The sequence below is a fragment of the Bacteroides sp. genome (assembly GCF_030151085.1).
In the GTDB taxonomy this organism is placed as follows: Bacteria; Bacteroidota; Bacteroidia; order Bacteroidales; family Bacteroidaceae; genus Bacteroides.
Genome location: NZ_JASLER010000066.1, coordinates 1 through 19,708, shown reverse-complemented (window position 1 = coordinate 19,708; position 19,708 = coordinate 1). Strand labels below are relative to the sequence as shown.

At 40.9% G+C, this 19,708-nt stretch carries 19 protein-coding genes and 1 tRNA gene; 4 read left to right on the top strand and 16 right to left on the bottom strand.

Features of this window, described 5'->3' with window-relative positions; all coding sequences use genetic code 11:
* Positions 1-194 precede the first annotated feature (194 nt).
* From Q1W14_RS13190 to mnmE, 5 genes are all read right to left on the bottom strand, one after another.
* Positions 195-1,466, bottom strand: coding sequence for a type II toxin-antitoxin system HipA family toxin (locus Q1W14_RS13190; RefSeq protein ID WP_300702094.1), 1,272 nt, complete (start codon positions 1,464-1,466; stop codon positions 195-197).
* A gap of 3 nt (positions 1,467-1,469) precedes the next feature.
* Positions 1,470-1,790 carry a helix-turn-helix transcriptional regulator gene (locus tag Q1W14_RS13185; protein ID WP_300702093.1) on the bottom strand — a complete coding sequence of 107 codons (321 nt, stop codon included), beginning with the start codon at positions 1,788-1,790 and terminating at the stop codon, positions 1,470-1,472.
* 75 nt (positions 1,791-1,865) lie between these two features.
* Positions 1,866-2,972: a site-specific integrase gene (locus Q1W14_RS13180; RefSeq protein WP_300702091.1), complete on the bottom strand. Its 1,107-nt coding sequence runs from the start codon at positions 2,970-2,972 to the stop codon at positions 1,866-1,868.
* 94 nt (positions 2,973-3,066) lie between these two features.
* Positions 3,067-3,972: a helix-turn-helix domain-containing protein gene (locus tag Q1W14_RS13175; RefSeq protein WP_300702089.1), complete on the bottom strand. Its 906-nt coding sequence runs from the start codon at positions 3,970-3,972 to the stop codon at positions 3,067-3,069.
* Positions 3,973-4,221: 249 nt separating this feature from the next.
* A complete protein-coding gene (mnmE, locus tag Q1W14_RS13170) occupies positions 4,222-5,607 on the bottom strand; it encodes a tRNA uridine-5-carboxymethylaminomethyl(34) synthesis GTPase MnmE (RefSeq protein WP_300702162.1) in 1,386 nt (461 codons plus the stop codon).
* A gap of 127 nt (positions 5,608-5,734) precedes the next feature.
* On the opposite strand from mnmE, the gene Q1W14_RS13165 reads away from it, so the two are divergent.
* The gene (locus tag Q1W14_RS13165; protein ID WP_300702087.1) at positions 5,735-7,672 is read left to right on the top strand and encodes an ATP-binding protein; all 1,938 of its coding nucleotides are present in this window, start codon (positions 5,735-5,737) and stop codon (positions 7,670-7,672) included.
* A gap of 88 nt (positions 7,673-7,760) precedes the next feature.
* Here Q1W14_RS13165 and Q1W14_RS13160 read toward each other — a convergent pair whose 3' ends face one another.
* From Q1W14_RS13160 to Q1W14_RS13145, 4 genes are all read right to left on the bottom strand, one after another.
* Positions 7,761-8,639 (bottom strand): nucleoside phosphorylase, encoded by an 879-nt coding sequence (locus Q1W14_RS13160; protein WP_300702085.1) that lies wholly within the window; start codon positions 8,637-8,639, stop codon positions 7,761-7,763.
* Between the two features lie 96 nt (positions 8,640-8,735).
* Complete coding sequence (floA, locus tag Q1W14_RS13155) at positions 8,736-9,734, bottom strand: flotillin-like protein FloA (protein ID WP_300702083.1); 999 nt, start codon at positions 9,732-9,734, stop codon at positions 8,736-8,738.
* A gap of 24 nt (positions 9,735-9,758) precedes the next feature.
* Positions 9,759-10,229 carry an NfeD family protein gene (locus tag Q1W14_RS13150; RefSeq protein WP_300702081.1) on the bottom strand — a complete coding sequence of 157 codons (471 nt, stop codon included), beginning with the start codon at positions 10,227-10,229 and terminating at the stop codon, positions 9,759-9,761.
* 8 nt (positions 10,230-10,237) lie between these two features.
* A complete protein-coding gene (locus Q1W14_RS13145) occupies positions 10,238-11,668 on the bottom strand; it encodes a tetratricopeptide repeat protein (protein WP_300702079.1) in 1,431 nt (476 codons plus the stop codon).
* A gap of 179 nt (positions 11,669-11,847) precedes the next feature.
* Between Q1W14_RS13145 and Q1W14_RS13140 the strand changes: the two genes are divergently transcribed.
* Entirely contained in the window at positions 11,848-12,609 is a 762-nt protein-coding gene (locus Q1W14_RS13140) for an ATP-binding protein (protein WP_300702078.1), read from the top strand.
* Between the two features lie 32 nt (positions 12,610-12,641).
* Positions 12,642-13,010, top strand: coding sequence for a DMT family protein (locus Q1W14_RS13135; RefSeq protein WP_300702077.1), 369 nt, complete (start codon positions 12,642-12,644; stop codon positions 13,008-13,010).
* Positions 13,011-13,017: 7 nt separating this feature from the next.
* On the opposite strand, the gene Q1W14_RS13130 is transcribed toward Q1W14_RS13135, so the two are convergent.
* The 6 genes from Q1W14_RS13130 to Q1W14_RS13105 all read right to left on the bottom strand — a co-directional run bounded on the left by Q1W14_RS13130 (position 13,018) and on the right by Q1W14_RS13105 (position 17,433).
* The gene (locus Q1W14_RS13130; protein ID WP_300702075.1) at positions 13,018-14,037 is read right to left on the bottom strand and encodes an FAD:protein FMN transferase; all 1,020 of its coding nucleotides are present in this window, start codon (positions 14,035-14,037) and stop codon (positions 13,018-13,020) included.
* 23 nt (positions 14,038-14,060) lie between these two features.
* On the bottom strand, positions 14,061-14,642 hold the full coding sequence (locus Q1W14_RS13125) for a manganese efflux pump MntP family protein (RefSeq protein ID WP_300702073.1): 582 nt from the start codon (positions 14,640-14,642) through the stop codon (positions 14,061-14,063).
* A gap of 4 nt (positions 14,643-14,646) precedes the next feature.
* The gene (locus tag Q1W14_RS13120; RefSeq protein WP_300702071.1) at positions 14,647-15,420 is read right to left on the bottom strand and encodes a DUF6048 family protein; all 774 of its coding nucleotides are present in this window, start codon (positions 15,418-15,420) and stop codon (positions 14,647-14,649) included.
* Complete coding sequence (locus Q1W14_RS13115) at positions 15,389-15,874, bottom strand: DUF6452 family protein (RefSeq protein ID WP_300702069.1); 486 nt, start codon at positions 15,872-15,874, stop codon at positions 15,389-15,391. The genes Q1W14_RS13120 and Q1W14_RS13115 overlap by 32 nt, the downstream gene beginning before the upstream one ends.
* A gap of 2 nt (positions 15,875-15,876) precedes the next feature.
* Entirely contained in the window at positions 15,877-16,830 is a 954-nt protein-coding gene (locus tag Q1W14_RS13110) for a glycosyltransferase family 2 protein (protein WP_300702067.1), read from the bottom strand.
* Positions 16,831-16,893: 63 nt separating this feature from the next.
* Complete coding sequence (locus tag Q1W14_RS13105) at positions 16,894-17,433, bottom strand: DUF4199 domain-containing protein (RefSeq protein WP_300702065.1); 540 nt, start codon at positions 17,431-17,433, stop codon at positions 16,894-16,896.
* 239 nt (positions 17,434-17,672) lie between these two features.
* Here Q1W14_RS13105 and Q1W14_RS13100 point away from each other — a divergent pair.
* Positions 17,673-17,746: transfer RNA gene (locus Q1W14_RS13100), tRNA-Thr, on the top strand.
* Between the two features lie 139 nt (positions 17,747-17,885).
* Here the strand turns inward: Q1W14_RS13100 and Q1W14_RS13095 are convergent.
* A complete protein-coding gene (locus tag Q1W14_RS13095) occupies positions 17,886-19,556 on the bottom strand; it encodes an ISL3 family transposase (protein WP_300702063.1) in 1,671 nt (556 codons plus the stop codon).
* Between the last annotated feature and the right edge of the window lie 152 nt (positions 19,557-19,708).

The window sequence follows — 19,708 nt, the reverse complement described above, 5'->3', positions numbered from 1 at the left end:
ACGCAATGTATTTTGGCTTTTTGGCGTTGTTTGTCCACATTTGGCTGCATTTGTCCACCCTTAAAGAGTAAATAATTTGAAAATTCAACTTCTCAAAATCGATTATTATGCCTTTTTCCCATTTGCCGCTTTTCCAAGAGAAATATCGGTTGTTTTGCCACCTTCCCAATTAATGCAAGGCTGGGTTTCAGTAATTATTTGCCGATAAAATTTTTGATTCTATCATTAAAAATCGCTCCGAACATCTCCATTTCACTGTTTGCAACTCCCAATTTGGTAGCCAAAACTCTCCAATCTTTCACAGTGGTTGCCACTTCGGAGATAATTTGTGCAGCTACCTCACGAGTTAACATATAATTTTCGGAAGCATCTAAAAGAATCGACAAGTCTGCTTTGCTCGAAGAGTCGGAAATAAGCAGACTTTGGTATTCGTTCAGCGTAGGATTCATGTCATAGGCAGGCGAAAGCGTCCACCCTTTGGGGGTGAGTAAAAAGCCGTGATTGCGGAAATGGTCGTCGGAGTTGGCTATGCAAATATTAAACGCAACACGGCGATAAAGTTCTTGCAGGTTCTTTTTTACATCCGCACAGTTTTGAAGAATGAAATCGACCATATCTAAATAACCGTTGCCTGTGCCTGCGTTGGCGCCATCCGAAAGTCCTAACAATGTCATCGCAGAGGCAAAGTGTATGCGTTTACCTGTTTCAACTCTGTCAAAGCGATGAGATAACAGGGTGTGATACTTGTCGTTTGTAGATATTACCTGTGTCGATGCAGCATTAATGCCTGCTTTTCGGGCTAACAGATGGCTGAAATGCTCCCAAAGTCCTACGTTATAATCATCTTTGCGAGATGGAAATTTGGCTATACACAACCGTTTATCTGCATCAATTAGGCTTGCTTTGGGTCTTGCTCCTCCGAGCGATGAGCCCGGTTGAACTAATTGTGCAAGCCATTTTTTATCGGGCAGTTGATTCTCCTGTTCGCTTTTTTCTATCTCTTCGCAAGCGTGCATCAACTCTCGGATATTGGTTAACGGCGGTATTCGTAGTGTGTTGCTTGAGTTGATAAAATCACCGTCAGGTGTCTCTTTGAATCGGAAGCCGCCCATACGCGATGAATCATCTATCCCCAACAGATAATCAAACGAAGATAGACGGCGAACAGAGCGTTTCTCCTCCGCAGCTGAAATTTGCTCCCTACGATTGAGTAGCGTGCGCCCCCAACGGTCGGGCAGAGCATCGGAGAAGCATCCGAAAATATCCTTTTCGGGTTGCGTGTATTGCTGTCCGGGGTAGTTGTTCAGATCATCACTGAGAAATAAATTGCCGTATTTTTTCAGCCATTCATTGTCAAACTTAAATCCATAGCTATCCGAGCCACGAAGCGATTCGTAGCTCAGCTCTCCGATGAGTTCAATATCTTTCAGCCAATCAAAATCGGCATATACATATAGTTTTTTCATTGTTTATTCTTTTTTAGATGCCCGTTCTCGACTCTTGAGGGTCAAATCTTGCAGCGACTTACCCAGTGTGTCCTCTTTGGCAAGCCAGAGAATATCTTCATCGAGTTGCAGGGCATAAAGCACCCGAAGATATATCCCGATGGCGACTGTCGGCACACCTTTTTCAATGCGCGAAACCGTGAGAGGTGAGCAGGTAGCCCGTTCCGCTACCTGTGCCACACTTAGGTTACGACGCAAGCGAGCCAACTTTATTTGTTCGCCTACCGTCTCCATCTTTTGCTCTAATTTTCGGGGCAACTTAGTACCCATTGTATTTTTTGCCATAATATCAACACATCATATAATATGCAAATATAACGATATTTATTTACTATATGATATGTTGATGAAAATAATTACTTATTTAAGTGATATTCGATTGGTCGTTTCGCGCTTCTTGTCGCTCACAAGGTCTGCGTAAATCTGCGTGGTCGAGACGTTGCGGTGGGTGAGCATCTTGCTGACGGTGTAAATATCTGTGCCTGCTGCAATTTGCATTGTGGCGTAGCTGTGACGAAAGCAATGGAACGTGATATGCTTCTTTATGCCACACTTTTTCAACCAGTTACGGAGCGGATAGTTTGTCATACTACGAGTCAAACCTTTAAAAACTTTTCCTGTGTCGGGCTCTCCGCATAGCTCATACGCTTCGAAACTGATGGGCAGTGTTGCTTCGGTTTGGGTCTTTACGGTTCTGATACGAATGCAGTAGCCTCGGTCAGGAGCAATCTCGAAATCCTCCCATTTGAGGTTCAGAATATCGCTGATACGCAATCCCGTTAGGCACGAAAAGAGCGATGCACGTTTTAACACAGGAATATCACATTCGGTGGCGGCTAAGCGTTTCACCTCGTCATTGGTCAGGTATTCCTTTTTAACATCGGTCGTCTCGATGCTCTCCAAAAAGTCGTTGATATTTTCGCGGATCATCTTATCACGATAGGCGACTTTCAGCACGGAGCGGAATTGGCAATAGTAGCCCGATGCCGAATTGATGGATACCCGTCTGCTGGCGTGGCGAAGTCCGTCGGCATTGAGTAGATAGGCTCTGAAACGTTGGCAAAGCTCTATGGTGAGGTCGCCAAACAAGCATTTGCCGTGAACGAAATTCTCAAAATGAGCGTATGCTGAGCGGCATTTATGGTCTTTCATTCGCACCACTTTATAAAAGTAGGCAAGAAAGTCGGCTTTCATTTTGTGTTTGTCTAAAAAACCAAACTCTTCGTTGATGAGCGACTGCACCCGAATGCAACGGATCGCCTCTGCCTTGGTCAGCATATCATTGTTGAACTCACGCTCCATTTCGTTCTTGGGGCGAGCGTAGATGTAGATTCCAAGATACTCACGTCGAGTCATCTGCATGGTTTCGGGGTTGCGAACTGCTGGGTAGTAGTCCAAATAGAGAGAAATCTTGTCGTTACGAATGGCACGTTGGCGAACCGTAACTTTTGTACATGTGTGTGACATAATGATTGATATTTAATGTTTTACAATTGTTGAAAAATCTGCTACAAATATGGGCGGTGATATGTAGGCGAAATCGTTAACCGCCAAATAACCGCTATTCGATTTTCGGAGCCTCGAACAGTTTGTCTAAATCGGGCTTTGAGATTTTGGTATATTTCCCCTCGCGGACTTTGGGAATGTTATAATCCTTGACATAGTGGTATATCTGGTCGCGGGTCATGTTGTAGCGTTCCATCGCTTCGGCAACGGTGTAGTATTGTGGCTCGTCCGGTTGGGCTATGCCTTTGGCAATATCGAAGTGCTTTTTGGAGTAGTAGACCATGATGCCCTCTTTCTTTTTAGGGATGGCATTCTTTGAGGCGAGCGTATAGATAGCAGCCAAAGTCATATCGAATTTATCCTGAATCTCCTGTACGGTGTACCACTCGGCAATTTCCGGATTGGCTGCTTTCTTAGCAAAATAGTTATCGATATGTTTTTTACTCCAATAGGTTTTGCCTCGATTGAAGGTTCGGGGAATGTTGTGCTTTTTAGCTACAACGAATATCCATGAGTCAACTACATTGTATTTCTCTTTGACTTCGGCTGTGGTATAGAACTCGGTGATAGGGGCACGCTCTTTAGATTGGATGCGAAATTCTGTCGGACGGTTAAATAGCTCGTCAATATCCTCTTTTCGCAGTAGATATTTACAGCCCAACCGAGAGGCTTTTAACTCTCCATTTTTTAGATAGCTGTATAAAGTTGGGCGAGTGACACCCAAATAGACAGCAGCTTCTGTGATTGTGATAAAAGGTTTGTCTTTTATCCTTTCGATAGGCTTTTCAAGTACGATTTTCTCTGTAAACTGATTATTCACTTTGATTACTTCGTCTCGCTTTTTCTTTTTGTACAGTGCATTTGCACACCTGTGCGAACAACATGTAGTTGTAGTTTTGTGGGCGATAAATTCAGTACCACACCAGCTACAAATCTTCTTAATGTCAATGTTACTACTCATTTTAATTCGTATTAGCTCTCTGTTATTTCTGTAAAATCCCGTAAAACCGTGTAAAATGGCGTAAAGTTTCTCTACTACCTTTCTCTACGATTTTTTAGAAACCCCGTCCGAGAGCCAAATGCGGTACAAAAATGAGCTGAAAATGCACTAAAAACGATAATCATCGCCTAAGTGCCAAAAAGAAAAGGCGTTCATTATGAACGCCTTAGTAATCATTTGTGATATATGTTAATCGTTGGTAATCAGCAATTATTTCCCGATGCAGAAGTGCAGGAAAATATTTTGCAAGACCATATCATTTGTCACTTGTCCGGCAATATCGCTCAAATGGAAAATACACTCCCGAATATCCTGTGATACAAAATCACCGGAAAGATTATTTGCCAAACCCTGCTGAACACGTTGGATAGCTTCTAATGCATGGGTTAAAGCTTCGTAGTGGCGGATATTGGTGACAATGATATCATTTTGAGTAACTGTAGGCAGATTGGCGGCTGCTATTAATATCTGTTGCAGCTCATCGATATTCGTTCTTCTCTTGGCAGAGATGAAGATGGACTTTACATTTTTCGGAAAGTCTGTTGTGACGATACTTGAGGTATCTTGTACTAAATCGGCTTTATTGAATACAAGAATCAGTTGCTTTTCTTCGCAACGGGGGAGTATCTGTTCTGATAACTGTGCGATTTGAGAGGATGCATCTGTAGTATCTATCATCCAAAGCACAATTTCAGCTTGGTCTAACTTCTGGAAAGTACGCTCAATACCCAAACTTTCAATGGTATCATTTGTCTCTCTGATACCAGCTGTATCTATAAAGCGGAAAGTAATGCCACCTATGTTGACTGTATCTTCAATCACATCACGGGTTGTTCCATGAATGTCGCTGACAATAGCCTTTTCTTCGTTCAGCAAAGCATTTAACAAAGTGGATTTGCCTGCATTTGTTTCACCGATGATGGCTACAGGGATGCCGTTTTTAATGGCATTACCTACACTGAATGAATGTACCAGACGTGATATTACTTTTTCTATGTTATCAGCCAATAAATGAAGTTCAGAACGATCTGCAAATTCTAATTCTTCATGGTCGCTGAAATCAAGTTCCAGTTCTATAAGAGAGGTGAAATGTAACAATTGGTCGCGCAATGCAGTAAGTTCTTTACTAAAGCCACCTCGCATTTGGCTCATGGCAAGGCGATGAGTGGCGGCGGAAGAAGAAGCGATAAGGTCGGCAACGGCTTCTGCCTGACTTAAATCCATCTTACCATTAAGAAAAGCCCGTTGAGTAAATTCACCCGGTTGTGCCATGCGACAACCATTTTTGATAAGTAATTGCAAGACTTTTTGCAGAATGTAATTGGAACCATGACAAGTTATTTCGGTGCTATCTTCTCCTGTATAGGAATGCGGATTACGGAATATGCTGACGAGAACTTCATCTATGATTTCCGTACCTTCATATATACGCCCGAATGTAAGACTGTATGGTTTACATTCCGTCAGTTTCTTTTCTGCTTTCACTGGTACAAAGATACTGCTTGTGATCTGTATGGCGTCCGGTCCTGAAATACGGATGGTTCCGATTGCGCCTCCCTGAGCGGTAGCAATGGCACAAATGGTGTCTTGATTCATCATATTTGATTGTTTTGGAGTACAAAGATAGCCATTTAGATAAATAAATATGTGCGATTTGATACAAGTTCCTCTTTTTTATTATATTTGCTCAGTTATAATACATTTAGCATCGATAAAAACCACTATGCAACAGAATTTAGACAATATTTCTGATAATAATCCTCTTGGTTCGGGTAAATCAGAAGAGATCGGGGATTTGGAATTGAAGCTTCATAAAGTTACTTCTGTATTAGCTGCCCATCAGATTGCACTTTGGGAATATGACATTAAAACGAAAGAGTGTACTTTCAATGAAAAATACTTTCATATATTAGGTTTGGATAAAGTAGGCATTCGCTATAAAAATTTGGAAGAATTTTGTGAATGCGTCCATCCCGATGACCGACATTTAGTGTCACTGGATAGATTCTATGAGAAAGTGAATAATCAGGAAAAATCAATGTTGCGTGTTCGCTGTATAGGTAGTAAGGGTGAAATAATTTGGTTGGAAGATCATTTTTTAGATGTTCAGAGAGGTCATGATGGTCTGCCGGAAAAACTATTCTGCTATGCTGTTAACGTGACAGAACAATGTGAACGTGAGGAGAAGATTCGCCAATTAGAAGAAAGAAACTGGAAGATCATCGAAGCTCTGCCTGAATTCATCTTTATTTTTGATGATAATTTCTTTTTCCAAGACATATTGATGGCTTCGAACACAGTGTTGCTGCATAATGCAGCGGAATTGATAGGAACGGATGGTCGCTTGGTTTATTCACCTGAAGTCAGTGATTTGTTTGTAAGAAATATACGTCAGTGCTTGAAGGATGGGCAGTTGAAGGAAATAGAGTATCCTTTGGATGTGCCCGGTCATGAAAGACGTTATTTCCAAGCACGAATCGCACCGTTTGAAGGTAATAAAGCTTTGGCATTAATACATGATATTGGTGACCGTGTGCAGCGTTCCAATGAGTTGATAGAAGCCAAGCAACGGGCGGAAGAGGCTGACCGAATGAAATCTGTATTCCTGGCTAATATGAGTCACGAGATACGTACTCCGTTGAATGCGATTGTAGGCTTCTCTGAGATTATAGCTTTAACTGAAAGTGAAGAAGAAAAGTCTGAATACTTGGGTATTATTCAGAAAAACAGTAATTTGCTTTTGCAGCTTATAAATGATATTCTCGACTTGTCACGAATAGAATCAGGAAAATCGGAAATGAATATCCAATTGACTGAAATGAGGGCGTTGATAGTTGAGATGGAAAAGATTCATCGCCTGAAGATGAAGTCAAATGTACGTTTGCATGTTGAAGGACTGAAAGAGGATTTATGGATATTGACTGACCGTAACCGACTTACGCAGGTGCTATTTAATTTCTTGTCCAATGCTATTAAAAATACGGAAGAAGGTAATATAACTCTAGGTACTGAGTTGCAAGACGAATATTTGAAGATTTATGTGTCGGATACAGGATGTGGTATTCCAAAGGAGAAATTGCCTTTGATATTTAATCGCTTTGAGAAACTGAACGACTTTGTGCAAGGCACTGGTTTGGGACTCTCTATTTGCCAAAGTATAGTTGAAAGACTGGGAGGTAAGATGGATGTAGAGTCAGAAGTAGGAGTTGGCAGTACATTTATGGTATATTTGCCTTATCAGCAGGTAACTCAGAGTGTTCATGGAGAATTGATCGAAAAACTTGATGATAAAGGACAAATTTCGTCCAAACGTAAGAAAATTCTTATTGTTGAAGATACTGAGTCGAATTATTTGCAGATAAATGTTCTGTTAAAAAAAGATTATACCATCTCATGGGCAGTAAACGGTGAAGAAGCTGTAAACAGTTTCCTTCGTGAACAACCGGATTTGATATTGATGGATATACGTATGCCTATCATGAATGGTGTACAGGCTACGGAGAAGATACGCACAATAGCTCCTAATTTGCCCATTATTGCAGTGACTGCTAATGCTTTTTTTATTGAGCAACAACAAGCCTTAGCCGCCGGATGTAATGATGTTATTTCGAAACCATATACTTTTGAGAAATTATCCGAAACTATCAGCAAGTATATTTAAGAATATTCTTTGAGGTGATATATAAACAAAACATCTCTTCCTCAAATAAGAGGAAGAGATGTTTTGTTTATATAGGTGGAATACTGGATTAAATTCTGTCTAACACCGTTTTGATTAGAGTATCAATCGTGTTTTTATATCCTGTATTAGCTTCTTTAATCAGGCGATTGGCAATCACCATGCAAACTGTCATGGCTTTGTGTCCCATCAATCGGCTCAGACCTGCTAATGCGGAGCTCTCCATTTCGAAATTAGTGATGCGGTAACCGTTATACTCAAACTTCTCAATCTTATCATTTTGATGTGGATCGGCGAGTGGAACGCGAAGTTCGCGCCCTTGTGGGCCAAAGAATCCACCAGCAGCAATCGTCACGCCACGTACCATATCGTCTTTGGCAATGCGGTCTATTAATTCGGCATTAGCATCAATTACATAAGGGGCAGGGGCACATAGATTACCTGACCATCCCATGTGGTTCAAGAAAGCACGTTCAAATGCCAGGTCGCAAACCGAATTACGTCCGGCGTAGAAGTTCAGCAGGCCATCCAGTCCAATAGATTTCTCAGAACAGATAAAAGTCCCTACAGGAGTATAGGGCTGCAAACCACCGCAAGTACCAATTCGTACCAGTTCCAATTGGCGTAATTGGGGTTTTTCTTCGCGCGTTTGGAAATCGATGTTTGCCAGAGCATCCAACTCATTCATTACTATATCGATATTGTCACAGCCGATACCTGTAGATACTACTGTGATCCGTTTGCCTTTATATGTACCGGTGATAGTATTAAATTCACGACTCTCTACTTCGCATTCTTTGTTCTCAAAATGAGAAGCAACTAAAGCTACTCGTCCGGGATCGCCTACTAAGATGACCTTGTCAGCCAGCCATTCGGGTTTTACGTGGAGGTGAAATACTGAACCGTCGTCATTGATAATTAGTTCGGAAGATGCAAAATATTTTTTCATACTACAGGATGATTAGTTAATTCGTATATAAAAAGAAAACGCCGGAAACCGGTTTCTGTTCACCGGTGCCGGCATTTTCATCTGTTATTTTCCCGGTTATTTGCTTAACGGTTGGTTAGGCGTGGTGGTAGGTTTTGCAATGTTTTCACGCATGGAGGTATCGGCTTCGATATTCTTCATCCGATAATAGTCCATGATTCCCAAATTACCATTACGGAATGCTTCCGCCATAGCTTTAGGAACTTCTGCTTCTGCTTCGATAACCTTGGCACGGGCTTCTTGTGCTTTAGCCTTCATTTCTTGTTCACTAGCTACTGCCATTGCACGACGTTCCTCTGCTTTAGCTTGGGCAATGTTCTTATCGGCATTTGCCTGGTCTATTTGCAGGGCGGCACCGATATTCTTACCTATGTCAATATCAGCGATATCAATGGATAAGATTTCGAATGCAGTTCCGGCATCCAAGCCTTTACGGAGCACTAACTTAGATATAGAATCCGGATTTTCCAATACAGTCTTGTGACTTTCGGATGAACCGATAGAAGAAACGATACCTTCACCTACACGTGCAAGGATAGTATCTTCACCAGCTCCACCCACTAACTGGCGGATATTGGCACGTACCGTAACACGGGCTTTGGCTATCAACTGAATACCATCTTTAGCTACTGCTGTTACCGGCGGTGTATCAATCACTTTAGGGTTTACTGACATTTGCACGGCTTCGAATACGTCACGACCGGCAAGGTCGATAGCAGTTGCCATTTGGAAAGGAAGTTCGATGTTGGCTTTAGAAGCGGATACTAAGGCATGCACTACTCTCTCGACGTGTCCTCCGGCGAGATAATGCGCTTCTAGTTCGTCGCGGGTAATTGTTTTTAAACCGGCTTTGTGAGCCTCGATCATTGCGGGTACGAGAACGTATGGAGGTACGTTACGAATGCGCATAAGGAATAGCTGTACCAACGAAATATTAACTCCCGAAACCTTGGCGGACAGCCACAGGAAAAATGGTACATAATGGAAAAATAGAACCAAAAAGATAATGCCTCCCACTACGAGGAAAGCCGTTAAATACAAAGTACTCGGATCCATAAATTGTCAAGTATTAAGTGAATATTAGTTTTTAAATTTTTCAACCAGAAGCACGCCATCTGTGATACGGCTTACTATGATGGGGGTCTTTTCATTTAGAAAACCATCCATAGACTTTACTTCTACAATGTTTCCATTGATTTCGGCATAACCGATAAGTGCCAGCCGTGTAGTAGTAATACCGGTATCTCCGACTTTAACTTTCTCTTCGGCACTACGATCCACCTTAGAGGTGATGTCCTTTTTCAATGCTAGCTTATCCAGTGTTTTGGAACGCATAAACCAAACTAACGAACCTGTGCAGGTTATGGCAGATACTGCAAGCGTGATGAAGCCTTCCAGTGTTCCCATATAGGCAAAAGCATAATAGTTGGCAAAGATAATGCAGCCTCCGGCCATAAAACCGGCAACACTGATACCCGGAATTATAAATAATTCCACTAAAAACAGAATAACTGCTGCGATAATCAGTATCGTAATGATTAGTATATCCATAGCTTGTCTTATTTGATGGTTTGTTTTTCTAAATTGCGAATTTGTATAGCGGTATCTTTCATTTGTGCGGATACTTGCTGTATATTTTTTTCTAAATCAAGAATTGCTGCCGACATTTTTGCCTTTTCATCTGCACTGGCACGTGAATACCATGTACGCATATCTTCTAACTTGGTGGATTGTTGCTTATAGCTTTTCTCTAATTGGCTGTATTTACTGAATAAAGCTTTGGCTTGCGGAGAACGGAAATCGCTTAGCTGGTAGTATGTTGTATGATCATCAATAATGAATTCGAAATCATAGTTCTTGGTTGTCTGTTGTTTTTCGTTGCCTATGTTTTTAAGCCTTTCTTTAGCTGCTTTTACGGCACTGGCATCCTTCCATGTGTCTTTTATGGAATGTATTTCTGCTAATTGAACTAGCTTCTTTAAATCCATACTTTCATAATTATAGACTTGTTTGGACGAATTGGGGATGAAAACATAAATACAAACTTTATCGTCCGGTTGAAATCTGTCGGATGCAAACCAACCCAGATCATTGAACTCGTCGATCACATACATATAATCGTTATACGGCGAATTGAATGGCATCCCGACGTTATCAGGTGTCAGGTAAGAATCAGTATTTGTATTGTAACGAGTGACGAATATATCATATCCACCTATTGAAGACGGACCATCTGCCGCATAATAAATGGTTACTCCATCTGTAAGTACGAATGGATAGTTGGCATTGATTGCTTCGTTAATACTTCCGGGAAGCAGACTTCCATTGCTCCAATTATCCAGCAATTTATTGCGAGAAAGTATGCTTAGAGTTCCGTCCGGTTGTTGTTCACTATAGTAGACTTTATTGCCTAATTCTGTTTCGTATACCGTGCCGCCTTTCTTATCTGAGTCTTTGAAATAGGCATTGTACATAAATAATTTGCCTGATTCAGGACTAATTTTATATGCATCCAAGAAGTTCTTTTTATCTACAACAAAGCTATCGATGAAACAAACCTCTTCCACGCCTTTCAGCATGCGTAAGTTGGCTTTGGTTTTCTCTAATAATTTTTCCGCTTCTTCGGCAGGTCGTTTTCTTCGGTTAAGATCGGAAATGTATTCTTCATAATTTTGGATGGCTTCATCGAAACGGTATAAATCGTTATAGTTCTGTGCTAAGTAGAGTTGACCACTTGGAATACGCTTCTTTACAGCAGTTTCTAAATACTTCAGAGCTTCGACAGGTTCACCCGTATTGAGACAGCATACTCCGTACCACAGATTATAATTGCCATTGGCGGGTTGCGAGCTGACGAATTTCTTGAAAATGGGTTTAGCTTTTTCATATTGCCCTTTCTCATAAAAGTCTTTGGCTTCTGCCAGTGTTTGTGCAGAGGCTGTGATACTTAAAAGACTCAATAGGAGAAAGAAGATATATTTTTTTTTCATATTTGCTTTGTTTACTTATCTTTAGGAGTTCAAAAATACAAATTAATCGGGAATAAAGCAGAATTCCATAATTCTATTATGTTAATTCTTCTTTAAATGCTTCTTTTCGCTTACTTTTGCAGCCGATTCTTGCATTATGTGGGGAACCGGAATAGAGAGATGAAAATTAACTGTTTTATATGGCACAATTTACCGAAGAAGAGAAGATGATACGCCGCATAGAGAAGCGGTTTAGCAAAGGTGTGGTGGAATACGGATTGATCGAAGACGGAGATAAAATTCTGATAGGTCTTTCCGGAGGTAAAGATTCTTTGGCTTTAGTTGAGCTACTGGCTAAGCGCGCACGTGTTTTTAAACCTAAGTTTTCGGTGGTAGCTGTGCATGTGGTGATGAAGAATATTCCTTATCAAAGCGATATAAAGTATTTAAAGGAGTATGTGGAGTCGTTTGGAGTCCCTTTTGTGATTTATGAAACAGAATTTGATGCTACTACCGATTCTCGTAAATCCCCTTGCTTCCTGTGTTCATGGAATCGTCGTAAGGCCTTGTTCACGGTAGCTAAGGAAAATGGATGCAACAAGATAGCATTAGGACATCACATGGATGATATATTGGAGACATTGTTGATGAATATTACCTATCAAGGTGCATTCAGTTCTATGCCGCCACGTCTGGTAATGAAGAAATTCGATATGATGATTATTCGTCCGATGTGTTTGGTGCATGAGTCAGATCTGATAGAAATGGCGCAGGTGAGGGGGTATCGTAAACAAGTGAAAAACTGCCCTTACGAGTCACAATCCAGTCGTAGTACCATGAAAGGCATTTTGAAACAATTGGAAGCAATGAATCCGGAAGCACGTTATAGCTTATGGGGTAGCATGACGAATGTGCAAGAAGAATTGTTGCCGGTTAGATTGAAAATAGAGAGTAAGGAATAGAAAAATAGTATCCAACTTATTATCTTTTATAAATGAAAGCATTTTATACCATTTTATTATTGATCGTATCCAATATCTTTATGACATTTGCTTGGTACGGACATCTTAAACTACAGGAAACAAAAGTGATTTCCAACTGGCCGCTTTTTGCGGTTGTGCTCTTTTCGTGGGTGATTGCATTGGCTGAGTATTCATGCCAAGTACCTGCCAACCGAATGGGCTTTTTAGGGAATGGAGGTCCATTCTCGCTGATGCAACTTAAAGTTATTCAAGAAGTGATTACTTTGATTATCTTTACGATATTTACGACAGTACTGTTTAAAGGCGAAACGTTGCATTGGAATCATTTCGCCGCTTTTATTTGTTTGGTACTTGCAGTATACTTTGTCTTCTATAAATAAAGAATGCTTATTTATTTACGTATTTCTCCATACCCTTGGTTAAGAAGGTTTGGAGTTTGCCGTTTTCATCGCTATATATAAAGCAGGCATCAATATCCGGATGCGCATTGGCAAATTGTTCAGCTTCTTTCAGTCCCATTACCATGAAGGCGGTAGCGTATGCATCGGCACTCATGCAATCGCGGGCTATAACGGTAGCAGAAAGGATATTATGTTGTACCGGATAACCAGTGCGTGGATCGATGGTATGTGCATATTTCTTTCCGTCTTTGTAATAATAGTTGCGGTAGTTACCAGAGGTTGCCATACCTATATTGGTGATACTCAGAACTGTTTGTAACTCTTGGTTGACGGATAAAGAATCATCGATGGGTTTATTGATGCCAATTCGCCAAAGCTCTTTTTTAGGATTTTCACCACGAACAACAATTTCTCCACCTATGTCCACCATGAAGTTACGAATACCTTTTTGCTCTAATAGTTGTGCTATGACATCTACGGCATATCCTTTGGCTATGGCGCTACAAGAGAGCATAATGCGTGGATCTTGCTTTATGACCTTTCCTTCTGCGGATAACTTGACTTTGGCGTAGCCGGTGATTTCCTGCAAACTATCAATCATGGTAGAATCGGGGAAAGTTCTTTTTTTGAAACCGAATCCCCAGGCATTTGCCAACGGAGCAACGGTAATGTCAAATGCACCATCGGTTTCTTTAGAAATCTCTATGCTACGACGGAAAACATTGATAAAGAAAGAATCAGGAACAAAATCTTCGTTGTGGTTTACCCGGGTTATGGTAGCTGTATCATTGAAAGGAGACAGCGAACCGTCAAAGCGTTTGAGCGCCGCTTCTATTTCTTCTTTCAGATCGTCATCATATTGATATGTAACTTTATAGACTGTACCGAATATCAAACCATTATCTATTTGATAAGGAATGGTTCGGTTGTGGCGGGCAAGTATCCAGATTGTACCCAACACCAATAGGGCGATCCATAAAAAGTTCCGTTGTATTTTCTTATCCATAATCAAAGTGTTTAGATAGAATGTTAGCTGAAAAATAAATGCTCAATCAGAATCTTGATTCCGATAAGGATGAGGATAATACCTCCCCAAAGCTCTGCCCGTAATTTGCGTGCAATGCCGCAACCGAACCGAATTCCGAATATCAAACCTATCATAGACATGACAAATGATACAAAACCTATAATGCAAATCGGAGGTAGTATTGCCGAGCAATCTTTAATTCCTAAGAATGCGAACGAAACACCTACCGCTAACGCATCAATACTGGTTGCTACTGACAATGCCAATACTACTTTAAGGCTTGTAGGATCGTATTCTTGTTTGCAATCTTCATCTTTAAAAGATTCCAATACCATGCGTCCGCCAAGAAAAAGAAGAATGGCAAAAGCGATCCAGTGATCTACGCTTTCTATCAAGTGACTGAAAAAACTGGCACCTATCCATCCAAGCAAGGGCATAAGAGCTTGGAAAAAGCCGAAGCCGAGTGCCATCACTAACATGGGACGTAGTTGTAAGCGTTTCAATATGATTCCGCTGGCTATAGAAACGGCGAAGCAATCCATCGCAAGTCCTAAAGCCAACAGCCAAATTTCAAATCCTGTCATTGTTTCAGAAGGGTAGTTTATAGGTTATTGTATAAGTTATTCCCGTAGTATTCGAACCGTATTTGCCAAACCCGGGTACATACCACGGATCACCATATTGATCGGTTGATGCTGACAATTTGAATTTAAATCGCAATGCCCATCCCATATACAGCTCTTTCCAGATATGAGCACGGATACCTACGCAGAATTCTGCCCATTGCATAGAACCTTTCATTCCTTTATGATTATACGGCAAACTTCCTCCCCATATTCCGTCTTCCAAGTTCGGATTTCCTATGACTCCTCCATAGATCGGATCATCAATTGCAAGAGCTTCCACATCATATTTGAAACTGGTAACGCTATAGCGCAAACCTACAAGTAACATGTGGCCGTGCTTTTTCTTATAAAGGGCATTGTAATCCATGCCGATTCGGAAGTAGGGGGCACCGCTATTATAATGTGTGCCTTTGTCGTTCCATGTGTCTGTTTTTCCATAGCCGATTTCCGCTATAGGAAAGAAGCGGTTTTTGAGGTTTACATCTACAGCGACCTCAGTACTTAAAAAATCTCCTCCAAGAACCTTACTTCCAATTCCCCATAAGTCCACACCGACTGAAACACCGTTGTAAAGCGGATAATTCACCTCTTCTGTTGTCTTTTTCTTCTCAGCAGTCTGGGGGCGGTTACTTCTTCCTTGAGGGTTAGAGGTATTGCGAGTCTGTGCCTGCAAAGGGAAAGACATCAGTAGGCAAAGTGCCAGGCTAATAGAATAATTTAAGATTTTCCCTTCCATAGATACCGGCTTCATTATTTGACACATAGATGGAATCGAGGACGCGGCGGGTAGCTTGGATGCTTGTGATAGCTTGCTTCATCTGATAGCCGCAATCCATTGATAGAAAATAAGGCGTGTTAGTATGTTTGATGACTAGCGTATCAACCCTAGTTTTGCTATATCGGAAAACCAGTTTGGTAGAATCTACCGTATATCTTAAAGGTAATGAGATGTCATGTACCTTTTTCTGGTTGTTGATGATAATGGAATCCGTATCCCAAGCAGTCACCGTTAGAGAATCGAGCGTATCGTTCTTTACGGTCTTAGTTTCAGGGTCTATTGTATAAATATAGCATTGTACCATGGCACGGGTAGCCATAGAACAATCCGCCTCTTCCGAACAGGAAACCACGATACTGATAATGGGGCAAAGAATAGCGCCGAATATGATAAGTCTGACTAAGCTTTTCATTGTTAAATCGTTTTCTCTATTTGATACTTGTTTCGTTCTGGTGCGGTACGTGAAATCAGTTCTCCGAGGAATCCTGCTACAAACAATTGTGTACCGATAATCATGGATGTTAGCGAGAGGTAGAAGTAAGGAGAATCTGTTACGAGTCGGTAGGGCATGCCATGGTGCATATAGTATAGTTTGGTAGCTCCTACTATAATTACGGCGATAAAACCTAATACGAACATCAATGAACCCAGCAAACCGAAGAAATGCATGGGTTTGATACCGAATTTGGAGAGGAACCACAAAGATATCAAATCCAAATAGCCATTCACAAAACGATTAAGGCCGAATTTCGTTGTTCCGTATTTACGGGCTTGGTGCTGCACTATCTTTTCGCCGATTCTGTTGAAACCGGCATTTTTAGCGAGATAGGGGATATAGCGATGCATTTCTCCGTATACCTCTATATTTTTGATAACATCTCTGCGGTATGCTTTCAGTCCACAATTAAAATCGTGCAAATTCTTAATACCGGAGACTTTACGGGCAGTAGCGTTGAAAAGTTTGGTAGGCAGGGTCTTGGATAGCGGATCGTAACGTTTTTGTTTCCAACCTGAAACCAAATCATAACCATCTTGGGTTATCATGTTGTATAGTTCTGGTATTTCGTCAGGGCTATCTTGCAGGTCGGCATCCATAGTAATGACAACATCGCCTTGAGCCTGCTCGAAACCACAATACAATGCCGGTGATTTACCATAATTGCGGCGGAACTTAATGCCTCGTGCTATGTCCGGTGCCTGTTTTTGCAGTTGTTCGATGACTTGCCAGGAACGGTCTGTACTTCCATCATTCACAAAAATCACTTCGTAGGAGAATCCGTTAGCTTTCATTACCCGTTCAATCCATGCGAACAGTTCGGGAAGAGATTCTTCTTCATTATATAACGGTATAACAACTGAGATATCCATTGATTTACGATTTAGCTTTTTATGATTTATGTTACTTGGTTACTTTATTGTTTTTTCTCTTATTTAAATCCGTTCTGTCTTTTTCCGTCTCATAACAAACAGCGCAGTCGGAATTGCCATCAACGAACCGAAGAAGACATTAAATGATACCATTTCAATCGTGATATCTATTGGAGTCAATGTACGTGCTGTTTCCAACATGTCACGATACATTTTGATATATTCCTCTGTTCCCGGAATGCGGCTTTGAGCAAGCAGATTGATCTGTGATTCTATGGAATTAATAATATATCCATGATCGATAAACTGGAAATAAATGTAATGTGCGACAGCAGTAAGCAAGGCGGCAAATATATACATGAAAACGGTAAATATCCATGCGTGGGGAAAGCTGATATAACCTCCACATACCTGATTGCGGTACATTCGGGTATAATAATATCCCATAAAAGGTACTCCCAAAGTGAGCCCTATGAAAAGGAAGGATAAAAAAGGAACTGCCATCCCCAAGGGAAAGAGAATGAATTTTAAAATCCAGTATCCACCCATGTATGTGCCAAACAGCATCGCGTATCGTTGCATGTAACCTCTATTTTCTGTCATCTTTCTACGAAATAATGCGCAAAGGTATAAATAATATTGTATGTAACGCCTTGTCTACCTGTTAAAGTTGAAAAAAGTTAGGGGTAGGTATTGCAGGTTTCAAAATAATGCCTACCTTTGCAACCGCAAAACAAAAAACGGGTAAGTCCTATACGGCCAGCTCCCTTCGAATCCTCCAGGGCTTGATCGCAGCAAAGGTAGTTGGTTGTAGCGGCGCGATATAGAAAGCTTACCCACCCGCCTCTTTAGCTCAGTTGGCCAGAGCACGTGATTTGTAATCTCGGGGTCGTTGGTTCGAATCCGACAAGAGGCTCAAACGGAAAGCAGGTAATGTGAAAACATTATCTGCTTTTTGTTTGTCCGCTCAACATGAACATTTTCTAGCTCTCAGTTCCGGATCAGCCCACTCTACACAAAGTTTGTTTTGGTTCTTCGTCACTTTAGGTGCAATTTTACGTTTTGAAAGCTACAAGTTTCTCATATAATAACGCATAGCCTGCCCTATTGAACATTTGTCTCTTAATACATTTTATCTTGTTAACCGTTCCTTCCAATAATCCATTATTTAAGTATATATCCATAGCATTTTGTACGGCTTGCTGGTCCCACTTTATTCCCATTGCAAATCTCCTCATAGCCTGCGAGTCAGAATTCATTGCTTTTTTTATCCATTTGTCCAAACTAAGCTGCTTAGGATTCCCGTTTATCATCTCTCGAAACTGCTTACATAATACTATGATTTGTCTGATAGCCGTATTTTTCAAAAGGTTTTCCATTTGTTGCGTTGAGCATATTCCGGTAAGAATAAAATGTTGTATCTCTTTTGCAGATAGATGTTTCATATGCTTTTTCTTTCTTAGCTCCTTATTATATGCTTTGACTTCACATTTCTGTATACCAATCTGCTTTCTGATTCCCACGGTTGCATGCTCCACTGATAAAGGGCTCATTTTATCTATCATTCTCTTTTTTAGCATTTTGAGTTCACAACACCCATGGCTGATTTCAGAGGCAAGTTCATCAGCATACTTCAAGATACTTTTCTGTTCAGATGACATATAATCTTTTCCTGTATGATGGCGTAGCAAACGCCAGATGACTTGTGAATATTCTCCTAGTTGGTCTGCCGTCTCCCTGATACTCATACCTTTTCTTATACAGTTATCGGCAGCTATAAATAAATTTAGTTTATGCCGATGTTTGGCTTCTCCCAAACTAAAAAGAGATTCCATAATTTTTATCCGACATTCCTCAATCGAAGGATACTGATAAGTCTGTTTACCCGTAGCCAATCGGGATAGAGAAGCTATTTCTTCTGTCATGGAATCGACCATATTCTTTATCAAATGGAATCTGTCGCATATTTGAGTTGCTCCGGGTAGAATACGGTTGATGGCTTCGATGAAACATCTGCCGCGATCACGGGTTATATATTGAATTTGAGGATTGTGGCATAAATAACGTTCTAATTCGTCTCCTTCCCGGCCGGGAATTATTGCAAGAGGACGATGTGTGATTTGGTCCATGACAATGCTTCCGTAAATATGTCCTTTCTTTTGGGCAAAATCATCTATTCCTATAGCCACGGGAAGAGGGCCAGCTACTTCTTGGGGACCGGGAGGGATAACACGACGCAAACAAGAGGATTGGCTACAGGAAATATTTTGTTGGGAAAGAAGTTCTGTGGCTATACGGGAGCTGGTTTTTAAAGACACTTGACGAATACGATTCTCCACTTCCAAAGTATTCCTTGCATAGGAAGAAGCCAAGCCTGAAAGGGACTCGCTGAAGATATGGCAGCAGCAACGCTTGTCTTTACAGCGGAATTTACGAGTTCTGACTAAGAGGGTTAATGGATGACCAAAAACTTCCAGCCCCTGAAGCTGACGCATATAGTGACTATGAATACTTTTACTATAGCAACCACATTTAGGACAATGAGATCCTTTACTAATACGGGATAGTTCTATGTAATAAGAACGACCTGTTTGAGAGATGTTATACTGATGATAACCGGGAATATGGAGTGTAAAAGAGAATGTAGAGAACTTTTCCCGACTTTTATTAGCAACCTTGGATAAATTAGTAGTAACTTTGCTATATGTAGATGTGTTTTGAATCATGAGTACTTCAAGCTTTGGTCAGCTATAAAGTTACTAATTTTCAAGCACATCTACAATTTTTAAACAGACTATATTACAGCTTATCAAGCGGTTAGCTACAAATAAAAGAGCATAACAAACAAGTGGAAATGCACCTAAAGTGACGAAGAACC

Coding starts and splice junctions, on each gene's coding strand:
- Q1W14_RS13190 (WP_300702094.1), bottom strand. CDS start 1,466: ATGAAAAAACTATATGTATATGCCGATTTTGATTGGCTGAAAGATATT.
- Q1W14_RS13185 (WP_300702093.1), bottom strand. CDS start 1,790: ATGGCAAAAAATACAATGGGTACTAAGTTGCCCCGAAAATTAGAGCAA.
- Q1W14_RS13180 (WP_300702091.1), bottom strand. CDS start 2,972: ATGTCACACACATGTACAAAAGTTACGGTTCGCCAACGTGCCATTCGT.
- Q1W14_RS13175 (WP_300702089.1), bottom strand. CDS start 3,972: ATGAGTAGTAACATTGACATTAAGAAGATTTGTAGCTGGTGTGGTACT.
- mnmE (WP_300702162.1), bottom strand. CDS start 5,607: ATGAATCAAGACACCATTTGTGCCATTGCTACCGCTCAGGGAGGCGCA.
- Q1W14_RS13165 (WP_300702087.1), top strand. CDS start 5,735: ATGCAACAGAATTTAGACAATATTTCTGATAATAATCCTCTTGGTTCG.
- Q1W14_RS13160 (WP_300702085.1), bottom strand. CDS start 8,639: ATGAAAAAATATTTTGCATCTTCCGAACTAATTATCAATGACGACGGT.
- floA (WP_300702083.1), bottom strand. CDS start 9,734: ATGGATCCGAGTACTTTGTATTTAACGGCTTTCCTCGTAGTGGGAGGC.
- Q1W14_RS13150 (WP_300702081.1), bottom strand. CDS start 10,229: ATGGATATACTAATCATTACGATACTGATTATCGCAGCAGTTATTCTG.
- Q1W14_RS13145 (WP_300702079.1), bottom strand. CDS start 11,668: ATGAAAAAAAAATATATCTTCTTTCTCCTATTGAGTCTTTTAAGTATC.
- Q1W14_RS13140 (WP_300702078.1), top strand. CDS start 11,848: ATGGCACAATTTACCGAAGAAGAGAAGATGATACGCCGCATAGAGAAG.
- Q1W14_RS13135 (WP_300702077.1), top strand. CDS start 12,642: ATGAAAGCATTTTATACCATTTTATTATTGATCGTATCCAATATCTTT.
- Q1W14_RS13130 (WP_300702075.1), bottom strand. CDS start 14,037: ATGGATAAGAAAATACAACGGAACTTTTTATGGATCGCCCTATTGGTG.
- Q1W14_RS13125 (WP_300702073.1), bottom strand. CDS start 14,642: ATGACAGGATTTGAAATTTGGCTGTTGGCTTTAGGACTTGCGATGGAT.
- Q1W14_RS13120 (WP_300702071.1), bottom strand. CDS start 15,420: ATGGAAGGGAAAATCTTAAATTATTCTATTAGCCTGGCACTTTGCCTA.
- Q1W14_RS13115 (WP_300702069.1), bottom strand. CDS start 15,874: ATGAAAAGCTTAGTCAGACTTATCATATTCGGCGCTATTCTTTGCCCC.
- Q1W14_RS13110 (WP_300702067.1), bottom strand. CDS start 16,830: ATGGATATCTCAGTTGTTATACCGTTATATAATGAAGAAGAATCTCTT.
- Q1W14_RS13105 (WP_300702065.1), bottom strand. CDS start 17,433: ATGACAGAAAATAGAGGTTACATGCAACGATACGCGATGCTGTTTGGC.
- Q1W14_RS13095 (WP_300702063.1), bottom strand. CDS start 19,556: ATGATTCAAAACACATCTACATATAGCAAAGTTACTACTAATTTATCC.